The organism is Henriciella mobilis (genome assembly GCF_003576315.1).
In the GTDB taxonomy this organism is placed as follows: domain Bacteria; phylum Pseudomonadota; class Alphaproteobacteria; order Caulobacterales; family Hyphomonadaceae; genus Henriciella; species Henriciella mobilis.
In genome coordinates this window covers 42,755-61,429 of sequence record NZ_QWFZ01000009.1, presented here as the reverse complement: position 1 = coordinate 61,429, position 18,675 = coordinate 42,755, and the positions used below count along the sequence as shown (strand labels likewise).

Below are 18,675 nucleotides of genomic sequence, written 5' to 3'. Positions count from 1 at the left end.
AAACATCCCTCAAGGGGGCACATTCATGACCGACACGATCGACAAGTATCTCATCGAGCGCCAGAAGCTGATCGAGGCGCATGCCTATGATCCAGAGCATGAGAAGGATGCCTGCGGCGTCGGTCTCGTCGCCTCGCTTGATGGCAAGCCGAAGCGCGAAATCGTCGAGATGGGCATCAAGGCGCTGAAGAATGTCTGGCACCGCGGCGCAGTCGATGCCGACGGCAAGACAGGTGACGGCGCCGGTATCCGGATCGAGGTCCCGCAGGACTTTTTCCGTGAGCAGGCCCGGCGCACCGGCCACAATCCGACCGAGGATCCGATCTGTGTCGGCCAGATCTTCCTGCCGCGCACGAACCTTGCCGAACAGGAAGCCGCCCGCGCCATTGTCGAGACGGAGATCCTGCACTTCGGCTTCTATATCTATGGCTGGCGCCAGCCCCCGGTCGATATCACCGTGATCGGCCAGAAGGCGGCCGACACGCGGCCCGAGATCGAGCAGGTCATGTTCCGCGACAGCCGGGGCCGCACCCCGGACGAGTTGGAGCGCGCACTCTATCTCTGCCGCCGCCGGATCGAGCGCAAGGCCCGCGAGGCCGGCATTCCGGGCTTCTATATCTGCTCGCTCAGCCACAAGTCGCTGATCTACAAGGGCATGTTCCTCGCCCAGGACATCGACAATTTCTATCTCGACCTGCAGGACGAACGCTTCGTCTCGCCGATCGCGATCTATCACCAGCGCTACTCGACCAACACCTTCCCGCGCTGGGAGCTGGCGCAGCCTTTCCGCATGCTCGCCCATAATGGCGAGATCAACACGCTGCGCGGCAACCTCAACTGGATGAAGAGCCACGAGATCAAGATGGTCTCCGGCGCGTTCGGCGATGATGTGGAAGACGTCAAACCCGTCGTGCCGAAGGGCCTGTCGGACTCTGGCGCCCTCGATGCCGTCTTCGAAATCCTCTGCAAGGCCGGGCGCACCGCGCCGATGACAAAGGCGCTGCTGATCCCGGAAGCCTGGTCGAAGCGCGCCTCGATCATTCCGGACAATCACGCCGCCCTTTATGCCTACTGCAACTCCGTCATGGAGCCGTGGGACGGTCCGGCGGCCATCTGTGCCTATGATGGACGCTGGGCGATTGCCGGGCTGGACCGCAATGGCCTGCGCCCGCTGCGCTATGCGCTGACGGCCGATGGCATCCTGGCGGTCGGGTCGGAAACCGGCATGTGCCCGCTGACCGGCCATGAAGTCGTCCGCCGCGGCCATGTGCGCGCCGGCGGCATGATCGCGGCCAATCTCGAGGAAGGCCGGTTCTACGAGCACGACCAGATCATCGACGAACTGGCTGGCGAGCACCCGTATGACAAGTGGCTGAAGAATGTGAAGGAGCTGGAAGAGGAAATCATCCAGGGCGAGGAGCCGCGCCTTTACGACAAGGAAGCCCTGATGCGCCGCCAGATGGTGGCGGGCTTCACGCTGGAGACCTCCGAACTCATTCTCGCGCCGATGGCCGAGACGGGCAAGGAAGCGATCGGCTCGATGGGCGATGACAGTCCGGTGGCCGTTCTCTCCAATGAGTGCCGTCCGCTGTCGCACTTTTTCCGCCAGAATTTCAGCCAGGTGACCAACCCGCCGGTCGATCCGCTGCGCGAAGACCGCTTGATGTCGCTGAAGACGCGGTTCAAGAACCTCGGCAATATCCTGACCACGGACGAGACCCAGCAGAACGTCTTCGTGCTGGAAAGCCCCTTCCTGTCGACCGGCATGTACCAGCGCCTGATGGAGACGCTGGGCGAGGGCGTCGAGCATATCGACTGTACCTTCAAGCTGGACGATGTGATGCGCGACGGCCGGGCCCTGAAGGCTGCGCTGGCGCGGATCCAGGCCGAAGCCGAAGAGGCTGTCCGGGCCGGACGGGAACACATCGTTCTCACCGACGAGCACCAGGATCCCGACAATGTCGGCATTCCGATGATCCTGGCGACCGGCGCGGTCCACTCTCACCTGGTCTCGCAGGGCCTTCGAACCTTCTGTTCGCTGACTGTGCGCTCGGCAGAGTGCCTGGACACGCACTATTTCGCTGTCCTCGTCGGCTGCGGCGCGACCTGTGTGAATGCCTATCTCGCGCAGGAAGCCATCGCTGATCGCCATGCGCGCGGCCTGCTCGGTGACGAGCCGCTCAGCCATTATGTCCGCAACTACAAGAAGGCGATCGAGGCGGGCCTGCTGAAGATCATGTCCAAGATGGGCATTTCGGTGATCTCCTCCTATCGCGGCGGCTACAATTTCGAGGCGCTCGGCCTGTCGCGCGCGCTGGTTGCCGACTACTTCCCCGGCATGACCAGCCGTATTTCCGGGATCGGCCTGGCTGGCCTTGAGGACAATGCGGTGGAGCGCCACGAGACGGCGTTCGACGAGGATGTCATCTCGCTGCCGGTTGGCGGGTTCTACCGCCTGCGCGCCTCCGGCGAGCCGCATGCGCTGGACGGCAATTTGATCCACATGCTGCAGGCTGCCTGCGACCGGGGCGAGTATACGCTGTATGAGAAATACGTCGCTGCGCTGAGCGGCCGTGACCCGATCCAGCTGCGCGACCTGATCGACTTCAAGACCGACCAGCAGACCTCGATCCCGCTGGAACAGGTCCAGTCGGTCAACGAGATTCGCAAGCGGTTCGTGACGCCCGGCATGTCGCTCGGCGCACTCAGCCCGGAAGCCCACGGCACGCTGAATGTCGCGATGAACCGGATCGGCGCGAAGTCGGTTTCTGGTGAAGGCGGCGAAATCCGCGAGCGCTACCGCCCGCTGCCGAATGGCGACAACATGAATTCGGCCGTCAAGCAGGTCGCCTCGGGCCGCTTCGGCGTGACGGCGGAATACCTCAATGAGTGCCGCGAGGTGGAGATCAAGATCGCGCAGGGCGCCAAGCCCGGCGAGGGCGGCCAGCTGCCCGGCTTCAAGGTGACCGAGCTGATCGCCAAGAACCGGCATGCGACGCCGGGCGTGACGCTCATCTCGCCGCCGCCGCACCACGATATCTATTCCATCGAGGACCTGGCGCAGCTGATCTACGACCTGAAGCAGATCAACCCGGACTGCCGGGTCTGCGTGAAGCTCGTCGCCCAGTCCGGTGTCGGCACGGTGGCCGCCGGTGTGGCCAAGGCCAAGGCGGATGTGATCCTGATCGCCGGCGGTGTCGGCGGCACGGGTGCCAGCCCGCAGACCTCGATCAAGTATGCCGGCCTGCCATGGGAGATGGGCCTTGCCGAAGCGCACCAGGTCCTGTCGCTGAACAATCTTCGCGACAAGGTCACCCTGCGGACCGATGGCGGGCTGCGGACGGGCCGCGACATCGTCATCGCTGCGATGCTCGGTGCCGAGGAGTATGGCATCGGCACGGCCTCGCTCGTCGCGATGGGCTGTATCATGGTGCGCCAGTGCCACTCGAACACCTGCCCGGTCGGCGTCTGCGTGCAGGACGAAGCGCTCCGCAAGAAGTTCACCGGCACGCCGGAAAAGGTCGTCAACCTGATGTCCTTCCTGGCCGAAGACGTCCGGCGTATCCTGGCCAGCCTTGGCCTGACCTCGCTCGACGAAGCCATCGGCCGCACCGACCTCCTGAGCCAGGTCAGCCGCGGTGCCTCGCACCTCGACGACCTCGACCTCAATCCGCTTCTGGTGAAAGTCGAGACGACCAAGCCGGTCGTCTACCGCCCGAGCCACCGCACCGAAGTGTGGGATACGCTCGATGCGCAGATCCTGCGCGACGGCGAGCCCTTCTTCACGCGGGGCGAGAAGATGCAGCTGGAATATGATGTCCAGAACGTCCAGCGCTCCATCGGCGCACGGTCCAGCTCGGCCATTGTGCGCAAGTTCGGTGAGAAGGCCCTGCCGGAAGGCCGCCTGCGCGTGCGCCTGACGGGCAGTGCGGGCCAGTCGCTCGGGGCGTTCTCGGTCCAGGGCCTGCTGCTGGATGTCTATGGCGATGCCAATGACTATGTCGGCAAGGGCCTCTCAGGCGCGACGATCCAGCTGCGCCCGGGCCGGCGCTCCCAGCTTGAGGCGTCGGAGAACACGATCATCGGCAATACCTGCCTTTATGGCGCGACCTCTGGCCGGCTTTATGCGGCCGGGCAGGCGGGCGTGCGCTTCGCTGTGCGCAATTCGGGCGCCGAAGCGGTGGTCGAGGGCTGCGGCGCGAATGGCTGCGAATACATGACGGGCGGCCGCGTTGCGATCATCGGTCCTGTCGGCGACAATTTCGGGGCCGGCATGACCGGCGGCATCGCCTGGGTCTGGGATCCGGGCAAGAGATTCGAGCGCGTTGCCAACCCCGACTCCATCGACTGGTACCCGCTGAGCGACATGCCGGAAGAGCATGTCGGACGCTTCCGCCTGATGCTGGAAATGCACGAAGAACGCACCGGCTCGAAGCGGGCCGCCAAATTGCTGGAGAACTGGGATCAGACCCTGTCTGACACCTGGCTGATCGTGCCCAAGGAAGTGGCCAGCATGATCCTGGGCGAGGCACCCGCTGCAAAAGCGAGCTAGCTGACTGACTTGCCTGTAGCGCCGCCCTTGCAACCGGGGGCGGCGCTACCCAACTTTCCCCCTAACTGCCAAACAGCGGAAACCAAACCACTGCCATGAGCAAACGGGACTACTATGAGATTCTGGGCGTCGCGAAGGATGTCGACGCGAAAGCCCTGAAGAGCGCTTACCGCAAACTTGCCCTCAAATACCATCCGGACCAGAACCCCGGCGATGAAGAGGCCGAGGCGATGTTCAAGGAGGTCGGGGAGGCTTACGCCATCCTGTCCGACCCTGAGAAGAAAGCAGCCTATGACCGTTTCGGCCATGCGGCTTTCGAGAATGGCGGTGGCGGTCCTGGTGGCAACCCGTTCGGCAACATGGATCCGGGCGATATTTTCGAGAACATTTTCAGCCAGGTCTTCGGCGGTGCAGGCGGTTTTGCCGGCGGACGCCGCAGGGGCGGCCCGGCGCGCGGCAACGATCTGCGCTATGACCTCGAGATCAGCCTGGAAGAAGCCTTCACCGGCAAGGATACAGAAATTTCGCTGCCGTCAGCGGTAAATTGCGGCACCTGCGACGGCTCTGGCGCAGAACCCGGCACCAGCCCGGAAACCTGCCCGACCTGTTCCGGCTCCGGCCGCGTGAGGGCCACACAGGGCTTCTTCACGATGGAGCGCACCTGCGCGCGCTGTTCTGGCCGGGGCAAGGTCATCTCCAATCCGTGCAAGACCTGCCATGGTGCAGGACAGGTGCGCGAGGACCGCACGCTGCAGGTGAAGATTCCGGCTGGCGTCGAAAGCGGCATGCGCATCCGCCTGTCCGGCGAAGGCGAACCGGGCCAGCGCGGCGGGCCGAAGGGCGACCTCTACATTTTCGTCGACGTCGCCGAGCATGACATTTTCGAGCGTGACGGGCCGAACCTCTACTGCCCGGCGCCGGTCCCGATGGTGACCGCTGCCCTTGGCGGCGAGATCGAAATCCCGACCATTGATGGCGGACGCGCCCGCGTCACCGTGCCTGAAGGTGCCCAGACCGGGCGCAAGCTGCGCCTGCGCGGCAAGGGCATGCCGAGCCTTCGCGGGTCCGGACATGCCGGGGATCTCTATGTCGAGATGATCGTCGAGACGCCTCGCAACCTTTCCTCGCGCCAGAAAGAGCTTCTGCGCGAATTCTGCGAATGCTCCGGCGCCGACTGCAACCCGGAAAGCGAGGGCTTCCTCGGCCGGGTCAGGAAGTTCTGGGACGGCATGACCGGCGAAGACCAGCAGCGCCCGAACTGAACCTCAGAAAACCTTGACGTGCCGGGCGTCGAACAGCCCGGACGACCAGATCAGCCAGCGCGCACCGATATGCCCGGCGATCAGGTGGATGCCGGCGAACGCGCCGCCGACGCCGATGGCGAGCGGGAGGTTGCCGGCCAGCGGCAGCAGGCGCTCGGGCTCGGACATGCCGGCATAGATCGCAAACACGCCCAGGCCCGCCAGCGCGCCGAGGACGCTGAGATAGATCCGCCAGAAGACCGGGCGCGAGATGACGCTGTTGCCGTCCGCCAGCCTGATCGGAAACAGGAAGACCAGGCAGCCCATGAAGACCGGCATCGCCATGAACAGGGCATGCAGCAGGAAGCCGACCGGCATATGCAACACATCTGCGAGGATGAGCGGGCGCTCGGGACCGATCGGCAGGTAAATCTGCACCGCACCGGAGCGGACTGCGCTCACCGTGCCGGAGGCGACAATCCATGACACCCACGCCGCCATGGTCATCAGCAGCGTGAAAATGACGGGCGCCTTCCAGAAGGCATGCATCCGCCGCCGATTGCTTTCCAGGAAGCTGGTCGCGTCGGTGGAGTAGGCACGCCGATGCCGCATGCACCGACTATGCGATGCTGCAGGCGTGATTGCAATTGGCGCGTCAGACGGCGGTTGCGATCTCCGCGCAGGTCGCCTTCAGCCGATCGATGTCCTGCGGGCGCGACAGGCGGTGGTCGCCATCCTTGACAAGCTGGAAGACGAGATCCTTGCTCGCCATGGTTTCGACCAGGCGGAAGGCGTGCGACCAGGGCACATCCGGATCCTCGCGGCCCTGCAGGATGCGAACCGGTCCGTGAAACTGGATGGTCCGGTCGAGGATGCTCCATTGCTGGCCGTCCTCGATCAGGTTTCGCGTGATGGGGTAAGGATCGCCATAGTCTGACGGGCGCATATGGACGCCATTGTTCATGATCTCCGCGCGCGCTTCGTCGGAGAATTCCGGCCACATCAGCTTTTCGGTAAAGTCCGGCGCGGGGGCGATCAGGACAAGGCCTTTCACGCGGTCCTTCAGGGCGAGTGCGGCGAGCAGCGCCATCCACCCGCCCATGCTGGAGCCGACAAGCACCAGCGGGCCGTCCGTGCAGCCCTGGATGACGTTCAGGCTGTCCTCCAGCCACGCGCTGATCGTGCCGTCCTCGAACGCGCCATCCGATTCGCCATGTCCGGAGTAATCGAAGGCGAGGAAGCCATGGTCTTCGGCCTCAGCCCAGCCTTCCAGCTCGGTGACCTTGGTGCCGGACATGTCGGACATGAAACCGGACAGCCATACGAAGGTCAGGCCAGAAGCCCCGTCACGCTTACGATAGGCAAGCCGCCTGCCATTTTCGCAGTTCAGGTGAAGTGTTGTCATGATACCATGCCCTCCAACGGCTTGCAGATTTAGTCAAGCAAGCGGGTTTGCTTGGGGCGCGGATAACTGTACTGCCTGTTCAGCGGCGGGGGCCGTCCAAGCTGGAGTGACCAGTGGCTGTAGCGTTGAAATATCTTGAGAAAGCGCGGATGAGTGCGATCGAGCTACCCCGGCTGCAAGGAAAGACGATCCTTCAGGTGATCCCGGAACTGTCTGCCGGCGGTGCCGAGCGGACGACAATTGAAGTCGCCGAGGCGGTTGTCGAGGCAGGCGGCTGGCCCATCGTGGTCAGCGAAGGCGGCCGGCTCGTGAAGGAGCTGGAACGCGTTGGCGGGCTGCATGTCTCGCTGCCGGTGCGGGCGAAGAACCCGATCACGGTGCGCAACAATGCCGGCAAGCTCGCCCGCCTGATCAGGGCCAAATCCGTCGACCTGATCCATGCCCGCTCACGCGCGCCTGCTTGGAGCGCCTACTGGGCCGCCCAGCGCACCGGCATCCCCTTCGTGACCACCTATCACGGCGCCTATTCCGGCATGTCGGGCCTCAAGCGGAAATACAATTCCATCATGGCGCGCGGCGATCTCGTCATCGCCAATTCCGAGTGGACGGCCGCGCATGTCCTCAGCGTCCACGGCATCCAGCGCGACCGGCTGGTGACCATCCATCGCGGGGTCGACTTCGATGTTTTCGACCCGGACCTTGTCAGCCGTGAGCGGGTCGATGCCATCCGCCGCGCCTGGGAGATCGGGCCGGACGAGAAGCGCCTGGTGCTGCTGCTGCCGGGCCGGCTGACCGAGTGGAAGGGCCAGAAGGTCGCGATCGATGCGCTGGCCGGCCTCTCGGGCGCCGAGCGCGCGCGTCTGCTGCTCATCCTGGCAGGCGATGCGCAGGGCCGCGCCGCCTATGTCGCCGAACTGGAAGACCGGATCGTCGAGGCAGGGCTTGGCGGCAGTGTGCGCATTGTCGGCCATTGCGAGGACATGGCGGCCGCCTATGCCGCGGCCGATATCGTGCTCGCCCCGTCAACGCGGCCGGAAGCCTTCGGGCGCGTGGCGGCCGAGGCATCGGCGATGGGCAAGCCGGTCATCGTGGCCGACCATGGCGGGCAGAAGGAGATCGTCGTCGAGGGGACGACCGGCTCACGGGCCGAACCCGGTAATGCCGCAGATCTTGCCGCCTCGATCCGGGCGCTGATGCAGATCGGTCCGGATGGCCGCGCAGGCATGGGGGAAGCAGGTCGCCAGCACGTCGAGGAACGCTTTTCGAAGCGGGGGCTTCAAGCCGCCACACTCGGGGTCTATAAGCGCCTGTTGGAGACGCACGAGGAAGTTTAAGGTTTGGGCCTTGCAAAGAACCCCGGCGAGAGCGCGAAACGCGTCCTCGTCATAAAACTGAGTGCGCTGGGCGACTTCGTCCTGGCGCTCGGGGCCATGCGCGCTATCCGCGAAAATCACCCCAAGGCGGTGATGACGCTGCTGACGACGCCGCCCTATGAGGGCCTCGCCAAGGCAACCGGCTTTTTCCAGCACATCGAGACCGATGGCCGCCCGAAGGGCGTGAAGGCGACGCGCGAGCTGCTGAAGCGCATGAAGGCGGCGCGCTACGACATCATCTACGACCTGCAGACCTCGGGCCGCACGGCGAACTATTTCAAGGCGCTGAACCTGCCTTTCTCCACCCCGCCGCTCTGGTCCGGCCATGCGGAAGGCTCGGCTTTCTTCCACGACAATCCGCAGCGCGGGAACATGCATTCGATCGACCGGCTGGCCGACCAGCTGAAAACCGCCGGGATCGGGCCCGACAAGGTGAAGGGTGGCTGGCCGCCCATGCCTGACATGTCCTTCGTGCGCCGCTCGCAGGGCGACAAGCCCTCGCTGACGCCGGCCTTTTTCTCGGTGAAGGAGCCGTTTGCGCTGTTCATACCGGGGGCTTCGGCCCATCGCAGCGCGAAACGCTGGCCGGCGGAACGGTTCGGCGGGCTTGCCAAACATGTCGCCGATGCCGGCATCACGCCGGTCATTATCGGCGGCAAGGCAGAGTCCGAGATCGCCGTCGAAATCAACCGGATCGAGCCGCGGGCGCGCAACATCGTGACCCGCACGGACCTCTTCCAGATCGTGGCGCTTGCAGAAAAAGCACTCTTTGCTGTTGGCAACGACACCGGACCCATGCATATGGCGGCACTTTCCGGGTGTCCGGGCGTTGCCTTGTTTGCGACAAGCGAAAGCGATCCGGAGAAGGCGTGCCCGCGCGGTTCGAACATCATTGTCGCCAAGGCCGATACGCTGGATGAGCTCAGTGTCCGCGATGTCTGGCAGGCGGTTTTGATGCTCAGCGTCATCCCGGAGGCTGCCGCCGGCGGCCAATCTTGAAAATTACGCCGGAAATCGGCATATTCGAGCAGTTTTTGACTGGCTATAAAGGAGAAGAGCCATAGCACGTAGACCTCATGCGGCCCCGCCGTCCAAACGCGACAGTGGACCGCGCACAAACAGGGATATCCGGGCAGAGAAAGTTCTGCTCATCGACGAACATGGTGAAAAACAGGGCGTGATGCCTCTCATGGCGGCCCTTGATGCTGCCGCGGAGGCCGGACTGGATCTGGTCGAAGTGTCACCAAACCAGGAAGTCCCGGTCTGCAAGATCATCGACTATGGCAAGCTCCGCTACGAAGAGCAGAAGAAGAAGGCCGCTGCCAAGAAGAAGCAGAAATCGGCCGAGCTCAAAGAGATCAAGATGCGGCCGAACATCGACACCCATGACTATGAGGTGAAGACCCGGTCGATGACGCGCTTCTTCGAGGAAGGCGACAAGGTGAAGGTCACCCTGCGCTTCCGTGGCCGTGAGATGGCGCACCAGCATCTCGGCATGGAGCTGCTCCAGAAGGTCAAGGAAGAGTTCGCCGAAGTCGCCAAGGTCGAGCTCGAACCGAAACTCGAAGGCCGGCAGATGACGATGGTGATGGCGCCGCGCTAGAGCACGTTCAGAGCAATCGGCCCCGATTGCGAATGGAGACTTGCCTGCGGCCTGGACCTCAGACGAAGCTCACATTCTCAGCCCGCACAGTTCCACAGCGGCGGTCAGGAAGGCCTGCATCTGCGCTTGTTGGGCGGGTGTCATACTGGCCGCCGTTTCCCGGGCCCTGCGCGTGTCTTCGGTGTCGTCGCCGGGCGCCGCGGTGCCCATGGTGACAAACATGTCGAACACGTCCGGGTCGAGGCGTTCGCTCGCGGCGCTGGCCATGCAGCTGCACATTTCCCGCGTGCCCATCTGGTCCATGAAGCAGGCCTCGGCGAGCTGTTCGGTCTTTGTCAGCGGCTTGCTGCAGGCGGTTGCAGCTAGGCCGGCGAGCAGGATGAGGCGCCAATCAGCAGCCATGGTGAGACCTCCCGGATATCGACGCGGATTAGACCAGCATTCGCGGGCGTGTTGAAGAGGCATCCGGCGGGGCAGCAACGCCGGGCAGATTCAGGGCGTCCGGACTCACTTCCCGGTCTTGATTCCACTGCGCCTTTCCGTCATAAGCGCGATCTTTCGAGCATTGCGGGCCGAAAACGGCATGCCTGCAGGCTCATGAACGACTAGACAGCGGGTCCTCCGAGGCCCCGACAGGAGATCGAAATGCCGAAGATGAAGACCAAGAAGGCCGCTGCGAAGCGGTTCAAGTTCACGGCTACAGGCAAGCTCAAGCACGGCGTTGCCGGCAAGCGCCACCGCCTGATCAGCCACAATGCGAAGTACATCCGCCAGAACCGCGGCACCAAGCCGGTGGCCAAGGCCGATGAAGCCCGCGTCAAGAAGTACCTGCCCTACGGCCTCTAGGGCCGGGCCAGACCAGAACTCGAACCGAACAGATTTAGCAGGAGGCCCAGATGCCCCGTTCACGTAACAAAGTGCCGGCCCACGCCCGCCACAAGAAGATCATCAAGGCTGCGAAGGGCTATTATGGCCGCCGCAAGAATACCTTCCGCACGGCCAACGCCGCAGTCTGGAAGGCCGGCACCAACGCCTATATCGGCCGCAAGCAGAAGAAGCGGACCTTCCGCTCGCTCTGGATCCAGCGCATCAATGCCGCTGTCCGCGTCCACGATGACCAGCTCACCTATTCACGCTTCATCGACGGCCTCAACAAGGCCGGCATCGAAGTCGACCGCAAGGTGATGGCCGACCTCGCCGTGCGCGAGCCGGAAGCTTTTGGCGCCCTGGTGGAGAAGGCCAAGGGCGCGCTCGCAGCTTAAGCGTTTCGCTTTTCGTCTTTCTCCGCTATTCCGACCGCCAAGGCGGGGCGGAAGAGCCCCGTTTGGCCTGACCTTACGGGGCTTTTTACATGTCTGAGATCGAAACCATCGAGAATGAGGCGCTTGGCGCTGTCGCCGCCGCGAGTGATCTCGCCGCGCTGGATGCCGTGCGCGTTGCCGAACTCGGCAAGAAGGGCCGCATTTCCGGCCTGATGAAGACGCTGGGCTCCATGAGCCCGGAGGAGCGCCAAACCATGGGCCCGGCGCTCAATGGCCTGCGCAACCGCGTGCAGGAGGCTGTCGAGGCGCGCAAGGCCGAGCTTGAAGAAGCCGAGCTGGAAAAGCGCCTGCAGACCGAGCGCATCGACATGACGCTGCCGCCGCGCGCCATTCCCGAAGGCCGCCTGCATCCTGTCATGCAGGTCTTCGAGGAAGTCGCCGCGATCTTTGGCGATATGGGCTTCACCGTCGCTGAAGGGCCCGACATCGAGGATGACTGGCACAATTTCACCGCGCTGAACTTCCCCGAAGGCCATCCGGCGCGCGAGACGCACGACACCTTCTTCTTCCATCCGCAACAGGGCGCGGCGCCGAAAGTGCTGCGCACGCATACCAGCCCCGTACAGGTGCGCGTGATGGAAACCCAGAAGCCGCCGATCCGCATCCTCGTGCCGGGGCGTGTCTACCGCAATGATTGGGACGCGACCCACACGCCGATGTTCCACCAGGTCGAAGGCCTCGTCATCGACAAAGCGATCCATATGGGTCACCTCAAGGGTTGCCTGATCGACTTCGTGAAGGAGTTCTTCGAGGTCGCCAATGTCGAGGCGCGCTTCCGCCCACACTTCTTCCCCTTCACCGAGCCAAGCGCCGAGATGGATGTGAAGTACCGCAAGGTCGGCGAGTCGATCGAGATCGGCGAAGGCGACAGCTGGATGGAAATCCTCGGCTCCGGCATGGTGCATCCGAACGTGCTCAGCAATTGCGGGATCGACCCGGACGAGTATCAGGGCTTCGCCTTCGGCATGGGCATCGACCGGCTTGCCATGCTGAAATACGGCATGCCGGACCTGCGCCCATATTTCGAGGCCGATGCCGGCTGGACGCGCCATTACGGTTTCCGGCCCTGGCTGTCGCCCAGCGTCGCTGGCGGCCTGAGCTAAGGGGCGCGTCACGGTCATGGGAAACGGCAACAAGGTCGAGATGCTGCTTGCGATCTGCGCGGTGATTACCAGCGCGGTTGCGGTTTTCATTGCCTGGGACCAGGGCCGGGTCATGCGTGCCCAGCAGCATGGCGCGGTCTATCCGGTATTGCAGACTGACGGTTTTGTCTCGACTGGCGAAGCGATGGTATCGGCCGGCCTTCGCGTGTCGAATAGCGGCGTCGGTCCGGCCATCATCGAAAGCGTCCGGATGCTGAAGGATGGCGAGCCGCTCGACAGCCTGACGCCCTATCTCGACCGCCTGCCAGCCGGCTATCAACGTTCATGGAGCAGCCTGACCGGCCGCGCCATTGCGCCAGGAGCGGAGGTCATCCCGCTGCGGTTCGAGTGGCCCCGCGATGCCGTCACCAATGAGGAGCTTGCCCGCGTCGCGACCGAATGGGGGGAGCTGAACCTCGAGGTCTGTTACTGCTCGGTCTTCAAGCGCTGCTGGATCTCCACGAGTATCGGCATGGCGCGCGCAGACCGGGTCGAGCGGTGCACCCCGAGCGAAAACGATATTTTTGCGGACGTAGCGAATCTCGCTCCCGTCCCGGGGCCGGCGACACCATCGCCGGCGACAGAATCGGAAGTGGAATAGACGATGAAGTTCACGCTCTCCTGGCTGCAGGATTACCTCGCGACCAAGGCGTCGCTGGACGACATTCTGGCGACGATGGTCAAGGCCGGCCTCGAGGTTGAAGAGGTCGAGGATCCGGGCGCGAAGCTTGCCGAATTCACCGTCGCCAAGGTGAAGTCCGCCGAGCCGCATCCCGATGCCGACCGGCTGCGCATCTGTACGGTCGATACCAAGGATGGCGAGAAGCAGATCGTCTGCGGCGCCCCGAATGCGCGTGCGGGCATGACGGCGATCTATGCCCCGCTCGGGACCTGGATTCCCGGCCTCGACTTCGCGCTCGACAAGAAGCCGCGCAAGATCCGCGGGATCGAGAGCCATGGCATGCTCTGCTCGACCAAGGAGATCGAGGCGGGCGAGGATCATGACGGTATTGCCGATCTGGAAGGCGACTGGGCGGTTGGCACGCCGGCGGCCGAAGCGCTGGGCCTGACCGATCCCGTCATCGACTTCGAAGTCACCCCCAACCGGCCGGACTGGCTCGGCGTCTACGGCATTGCGCGCGACCTCGCCGCTGCCGGGGCCGGGCGTTTCCTGGAAACCCCGATCCGCAAGGCTGAAGGCTCGGCGCCATGCCCGATCGATATCCGCCTCGAAGCCCCTGAGGCCTGCCCGGTCTTTGCTGGCGCGCTGGTGCGCGGGGTCAAGAACGGTCCGTCTCCGGAATGGCTGCAGCTGCGCCTGAAGGCCATCGGCATCACGCCGAAGAATTTGCTGGTGGATCTCACCAACTATATCTCGCACGACCGTGCGCGGCCGCTGCACGCCTATGATGCCGCCAAGCTGAAAGGCGCGGTTGTCGCCCGGCTTGGCCGCAAGGGCGAGACGCTCGAGGCGCTCGACGGCAAGACCTATGACATCAGCGAGGACATGTGCGTCATCGCCGACGATAGCGGCGTGATCGGTCTTGGCGGCGTCATGGGCGGCCAGGCGACGGCGGTCTCCGAAGAGACGACGGATGTCTTCATCGAGAGCGCCTGGTTTGAGCCGCTGCGCACCGCCCGCACAGGCCGCGCGACCGGTATCATCTCCGATGCGCGCTACCGCTTCGAGCGGGGTGTCGACCCGGCAAGCTGCCTGGAAGGGCTGAACTTCGCGCTCGCCATCATCCGCGAATATGGCGGCGGGGACGTGTCGCTGGCCAAGGTTGCCGGCACGCCGCCCGAGCGGGATGTGAAGGTTTCCTTCGACCGCAGGGACATTGGCCGCCTGACCGGCCTCGAGGTGAAACCGGCCGACCTCAAGAAGATGCTCAAGGATCTCGGCTTCGGTATCGAGGATGCCGGCGAGGCCTGGTATCTGAGCGTGCCGAGCTGGCGGTTCGATATCGAGCAGTCGGCCGACATCGTCGAAGAGGTTGCCCGCCTTGTCGGCTATGACAGGCTGCCGACGACGTCGCTGCCGCTGCCGCCGGAAGGGCGCAAGGTTGTCGTGACCCCGGCGCAGGCGCGCCTGCGGACCGCGCGTCGTGTGATGGCCTCGCGCGGCTTCCTCGAGGCGGTGACCTGGTCCTTCATGCCGAAAGCCCATGCCGAGCTGTTCGGCGGGGGCAGCGATGCTCTGACAATTTCCAACCCGGTTGCCAGCGAGCTCAACCAGATGCGCCCGAGCGTGCTGCCGAACCTCGCTGTCGCCGCGCAGAAAGGCTTCGACCGCGGCGAGCGCGAGATGCGCCTCTTCGAGGCCGGGCCGGTCTATATCGGCGACGGCCCCAAGGACCAGCGCAACGTCGTTGCCGCCCTCGTGCGCCCGGTCGCCGAGCGTCACTGGAGCGGGCCTGTGCCGGCCTATGATGCGATCGCCGCCAAGGCGGACCTCTTCGCCCTGCTGCAGGAGCTGGATCAGCCGCCGGAGCGGTTCCAGGTCGAAGCCCCGCGCCAGCCGCACTGGCACCCGGGACAGGCGGCCTGCCTGAAACTCGGCCCGAAAGTCACGGTCGCTCATTTCGGCGCGCTGCATCCGCGTGTCCTGAAGGCGCTGGATGTCGATGGCCCGGTCTACGGTTTCGAGCTGAACCTCAACGCCCTGCCGATGATGAAGGCACGGGCGACCAAGACCAGGCCCGTGCTGCAGCGCTCGGACCTCACGCCGATCCGGCGCGACTTCGCCTTCGTCGTCGATGAGGGCGTGCCGGCTGCCGACATCGTGCGTCATGCAACATCTGCCGACAAGAAGCTGATCAGCAATGTCCTCGTCTTCGACGTCTACCAGGGCACGGGCATCGAGCCGGGCAAGAAGTCGGTTGCGATCGAGGTCACCATCCAGCCCGAGGGCGAGACGCTCAAGGACAAGGATATCGAGGCCATCGCCGAGAAGATTGTCGAGTCCGTTGCCAAGGGCACGGGCGGCGTGTTGCGGGGCTGACGATCAGCGGATAAGCCTTGAGACGGGTTCTCGGGGAGACGCTCCATGTCCATTCAGCACGTGATGACGCAGATGGGATTGCGCCACCGGCTCTATCGCCAGATGGAGCCGCATGCGCGCGACAAGACCGGCCTGTCGCCGTTCAATCTGTTCATCGTCATCCTTGTCCTGCTGAGCTTCCTGGCGCTGGCGCTGGAGACCGAGCCGACGATGAGCGACGACTGGATGCTGGCCATCCAGTGGTTCAACATTGCCATTATCGCGATCTTCGCCGTGGAATACCTGCTGCGCCTCTGGGTCGCCGGCGAGGATCCCCGCTATCGCGGCCTCAAGGGCCGGCTGCGATACATCTTCAGCGGCTATGCCATGGCCGACCTCGTGGCTTTCCTGCCGGAACTGTTGTGGATCCTGTTTGCGCCGGAGGATTCCAGCCAGCAGGTCGTGATGGTGTTGCGGGTCCTGCGGCTGGCGCGTCTTGCGAAAATCTCGCGCTTCATTCCGGCGTTCGACGTGCTCGGCGCGACGCTGAACCGGGCCGGCCAGCAGCTCTTCACCACGCTGGCCATGGCCATGGCGCTGGTCTACGTCTCGGCGGTGATCCTGTATTTCGTCGAGGGTGTCGGCGGCCTCCAGCAGGAGAGCTTCGCCTCCATCCCGCGCGCCATCTGGTGGGCCATCGCGACGCTGACCACGGTCGGCTATGGCGATGTGTATCCCGTGACGCCGCTCGGGCGGTTCTTCGCATCGGTGATCGCGATTGCCGGTATCGGCATGGTGGCGCTGCCGGCCGGCGTCTTCGCCAGTGCGTTTTCAGACGAATTGCGCGAGCGCGAGAATGCCAAGCTGAAAGCGCGCAATGAAGCGCTGGAGGAAGAGATCGAGACGGGCGACGTCGCGCCCAAGGGCGACGCCTGAAGCCCCACCCCGACCCTTCCCAGCGGGGAGGGGGCGCTCACCATGCGGGCTACCCGATGTTTCACCAAAATGCGACACAACCCCCTCCCCGCTGGGGAGGGTCGGGGTGGGGCGAGCGTCTAGTCGCCCTCATCCATGGCCAGCACGATCTGGCCATAGCCGCGCGCCAGCCGGCCCATATTCTCGACGCTGAGCCGTTCATTCGTGCCGTGGAAGCCGCGCGAATCCTCAAGGCTCATGATCGAGGGCATGAAGCGATAAACGTCCTGGGTAATGGCCGAGGCATAGCGCGCATCGGTCGCGCCGAGCACGAGGGCAGGGGTCACGGCCGCGCCGCCGGACACGTCCTTGGCCACGGCGTTCAGCACGCCATAGGCGCGATTGTCGATGGCGCTGACCGGTGAGGCTTCGCTGCCGATCCCGTCTTCCAGCAAGCCGACCTCGATGCCTTCGATATCGCTGGTCACGTCCCGCACATGCTGGATCACGTCCTCGGGCGTATTGTTCGGATGGATGCGGAAATTGACGATCGCCGTGGCGCGCTGGGCAAGGACATTCTCCTTTGCCGAGCCGGCCAGCATGGTTGGCGCGGTCGTCGTGCGGATCATGGCATTGCCCGCCGGAGTGGCCGCGAACTGGCTTTCCAGCACCCCGCCCAGCAGCCACTGATTGGCCATGGCGAGGCGCGCGGTAAAGCCCATTTCCAGCGACACGATCTGCATCATGTCGGAGATGGGCGGCGTGCTGAGATTGGCCTCCATCTGGTGTTCGTCGAGCGCGATCAGGGCCCGTGACAGGCGCACGGTGGCGCTGTCCCGCGGTGGCATGGAGGAGTGCCCGCCTTCGCCTTTCGCGGTCACCCGCAGGGTGAGATAGCCCTTCTCGGCGATGCCGATAAAGCCGAGCGTGCCGCCCGTCAGCGGATTGTCCTCAAGCACCATGAAGCCCTCGTCGAGCGCCATGACAGGCTCGACACCGCGCGATTTGAGCAGGGCGATCCCCGCTTCGGCGCCGGAGCCGGACACTTCCTCATCATGGCCGAGCTGGACGAGAATGGTCCGCTTTGGCTGGAAGCCATCGCGCGCCAGCGCGTCGAGCGCCTCCATGATGCCGACCAGCGAGCCCTTGTCGTCAATCGCGCCGCGGCCATAGACGTAGCCGTCCTGGATCGCGCCGGAGAAGGGCGGGGCATCCCAGTCGCCTTCGGTGCCGATATTCACCGGCACGACGTCCTGGTGCGCCATCAGCAGGATCGGCTTCAGGGAAGGGTCAGAGCCTTCCCAAGTGTAGAGCAGGGTCAGTCCGCCGGGAACGATTTCCTTGCCGGCAGCCGCATGGAAGGCCGGATAGGTCGTCTCCAGCCAGTCATGCAGCTCCAGCCACGGACCTTCCTGGCCGGGGCGCGGATCGCCGGGCGCGACCGTGATGGTGCGCATCTGGATGGCTTCGGACAGGTGCTGGGCGGCGGTCTCGGCAGACACGGCGGGCGGATCTGGCAGCTCAATCTGCTGGATCGAGTCCGGCTGGCCGCCATACATGAACGTTCGGCTCAGCAGGATGACCAGCAATATGGCCAGCAGGCCCCCAATTCCCAGCAGGATCTGTTTCAAACCGGCCCTCCCTCATGCGGCTCTCATTTGCGCGCACTTTGCGGCGGCAGAACGCTAAGGGCAAGAGGGTGACGCAAGCGTCAGCTTTGACGGCTCAGTTGGCCTGGCAGAGATACTGTGTCGGGCCGGGGCCGAAGGGGTTGGCAATCAGCGTCAGCTGGTTGCCCTCAGCGATCATCTGGACGCGGAACTGGGCATAGCTCGCCATGTCCGTGAAATCGGCAAACTGGTTTTCCCCGGTGAAGGTATAGCTCGCCATGGGGGACGTCAGCTGGCCCTGATAATAGATGGTGGAGTCGCCGGTGCCGATGACGCCCGTGATATCGCCGGTCGGGCCCTGCGTGATGCCGCTCCCGCCGACCACTTCATACTGCGCGACCAGCTGCCCGGCGACGCCGTCGAGATTGCAGGTATAGGACAGTGTCCCCTGCGATTGCGCGGTGGCAGGCAGGCCGGCCACGCACGTGGCAGCGAGGGCCAGAGTCAGGTGTTTCATGAGCACGTCTCCCCG

Annotated in this window: 16 protein-coding genes; 11 read left to right on the top strand and 5 right to left on the bottom strand. The window is 64.4% G+C overall.

The genetic code is table 11. The annotated features are described in order from the left end of the window. Window positions 1–25: 25 nt before the first annotated feature. Together gltB and dnaJ are read left to right on the top strand one after the other, a co-directional pair. Window positions 26–4,552 carry a glutamate synthase large subunit gene (gltB, locus tag D1227_RS07095; RefSeq protein WP_119404357.1) on the top strand — a complete coding sequence of 1,509 codons (4,527 nt, stop codon included), beginning with the start codon at window positions 26–28 and terminating at the stop codon, window positions 4,550–4,552. 95 nt (window positions 4,553–4,647) lie between these two features. After that, complete coding sequence (gene dnaJ / locus D1227_RS07090) at window positions 4,648–5,814, top strand: molecular chaperone DnaJ (protein ID WP_119404356.1); 1,167 nt, start codon at window positions 4,648–4,650, stop codon at window positions 5,812–5,814. A gap of 3 nt (window positions 5,815–5,817) precedes the next feature. Here the strand turns inward: dnaJ and D1227_RS07085 are convergent, their stop codons facing one another. Together D1227_RS07085 and D1227_RS07080 are read right to left on the bottom strand one after the other, a co-directional pair. Beyond that, window positions 5,818–6,405 (bottom strand): hypothetical protein, encoded by a 588-nt coding sequence (locus D1227_RS07085; protein WP_119374448.1) that lies wholly within the window; start codon window positions 6,403–6,405, stop codon window positions 5,818–5,820. Between the two features lie 43 nt (window positions 6,406–6,448). Then, window positions 6,449–7,198 (bottom strand): alpha/beta fold hydrolase, encoded by a 750-nt coding sequence (locus D1227_RS07080; protein WP_119374449.1) that lies wholly within the window; start codon window positions 7,196–7,198, stop codon window positions 6,449–6,451. 149 nt (window positions 7,199–7,347) lie between these two features. On the opposite strand from D1227_RS07080, the gene D1227_RS07075 reads away from it, so the two are divergent. The 3 genes from D1227_RS07075 (at window position 7,348) to infC (ending at window position 10,174) form a co-directional block, all read left to right on the top strand. Continuing rightward, entirely contained in the window at window positions 7,348–8,532 is a 1,185-nt protein-coding gene (locus D1227_RS07075) for a glycosyltransferase family 4 protein (RefSeq protein ID WP_119404355.1), read from the top strand. A gap of 3 nt (window positions 8,533–8,535) precedes the next feature. Then, window positions 8,536–9,570 carry a glycosyltransferase family 9 protein gene (locus D1227_RS07070; RefSeq protein WP_119374451.1) on the top strand — a complete coding sequence of 345 codons (1,035 nt, stop codon included), beginning with the start codon at window positions 8,536–8,538 and terminating at the stop codon, window positions 9,568–9,570. A gap of 61 nt (window positions 9,571–9,631) precedes the next feature. Beyond that, window positions 9,632–10,174: a translation initiation factor IF-3 gene (infC, locus tag D1227_RS07065; RefSeq protein ID WP_119374452.1), complete on the top strand. Its 543-nt coding sequence runs from the start codon at window positions 9,632–9,634 to the stop codon at window positions 10,172–10,174. Between the two features lie 69 nt (window positions 10,175–10,243). Here infC and D1227_RS07060 read toward each other — a convergent pair whose 3' ends face one another. After that, complete coding sequence (locus D1227_RS07060; RefSeq protein WP_119404354.1) at window positions 10,244–10,576, bottom strand: hypothetical protein; 333 nt, start codon at window positions 10,574–10,576, stop codon at window positions 10,244–10,246. 243 nt (window positions 10,577–10,819) lie between these two features. On the opposite strand from D1227_RS07060, the gene rpmI reads away from it, so the two are divergent. From rpmI to D1227_RS07030, 6 genes are all read left to right on the top strand, one after another. After that, a complete protein-coding gene (rpmI, locus tag D1227_RS07055; RefSeq protein ID WP_119374454.1) occupies window positions 10,820–11,020 on the top strand; it encodes a 50S ribosomal protein L35 in 201 nt (66 codons plus the stop codon). A 50-nt stretch (window positions 11,021–11,070) separates the two neighbouring features. Continuing rightward, entirely contained in the window at window positions 11,071–11,436 is a 366-nt protein-coding gene (rplT, locus tag D1227_RS07050; protein ID WP_119374455.1) for a 50S ribosomal protein L20, read from the top strand. 89 nt (window positions 11,437–11,525) lie between these two features. Continuing rightward, window positions 11,526–12,599, top strand: a complete 1,074-nt coding sequence (gene pheS, locus D1227_RS07045) for a phenylalanine--tRNA ligase subunit alpha (RefSeq protein ID WP_119404353.1) — start codon at window positions 11,526–11,528, stop codon at window positions 12,597–12,599. A gap of 16 nt (window positions 12,600–12,615) precedes the next feature. Then, the gene (locus D1227_RS07040; protein WP_119404352.1) at window positions 12,616–13,239 is read left to right on the top strand and encodes a hypothetical protein; all 624 of its coding nucleotides are present in this window, start codon (window positions 12,616–12,618) and stop codon (window positions 13,237–13,239) included. Window positions 13,240–13,242: 3 nt separating this feature from the next. Further along, window positions 13,243–15,639, top strand: coding sequence for a phenylalanine--tRNA ligase subunit beta (pheT, locus tag D1227_RS07035; protein WP_119404351.1), 2,397 nt, complete (start codon window positions 13,243–13,245; stop codon window positions 15,637–15,639). A 45-nt stretch (window positions 15,640–15,684) separates the two neighbouring features. Beyond that, a complete protein-coding gene (locus tag D1227_RS07030) occupies window positions 15,685–16,554 on the top strand; it encodes an ion transporter (protein WP_325048718.1) in 870 nt (289 codons plus the stop codon). 119 nt (window positions 16,555–16,673) lie between these two features. On the opposite strand, the gene D1227_RS07025 is transcribed toward D1227_RS07030, so the two are convergent. Together D1227_RS07025 and D1227_RS07020 are read right to left on the bottom strand one after the other, a co-directional pair. Further along, the gene (locus D1227_RS07025) at window positions 16,674–18,164 is read right to left on the bottom strand and encodes a M20 family peptidase (RefSeq protein WP_233349648.1); all 1,491 of its coding nucleotides are present in this window, start codon (window positions 18,162–18,164) and stop codon (window positions 16,674–16,676) included. A 94-nt stretch (window positions 18,165–18,258) separates the two neighbouring features. Next, entirely contained in the window at window positions 18,259–18,660 is a 402-nt protein-coding gene (locus tag D1227_RS07020; protein ID WP_119404350.1) for a hypothetical protein, read from the bottom strand. Between the last annotated feature and the right edge of the window lie 15 nt (window positions 18,661–18,675).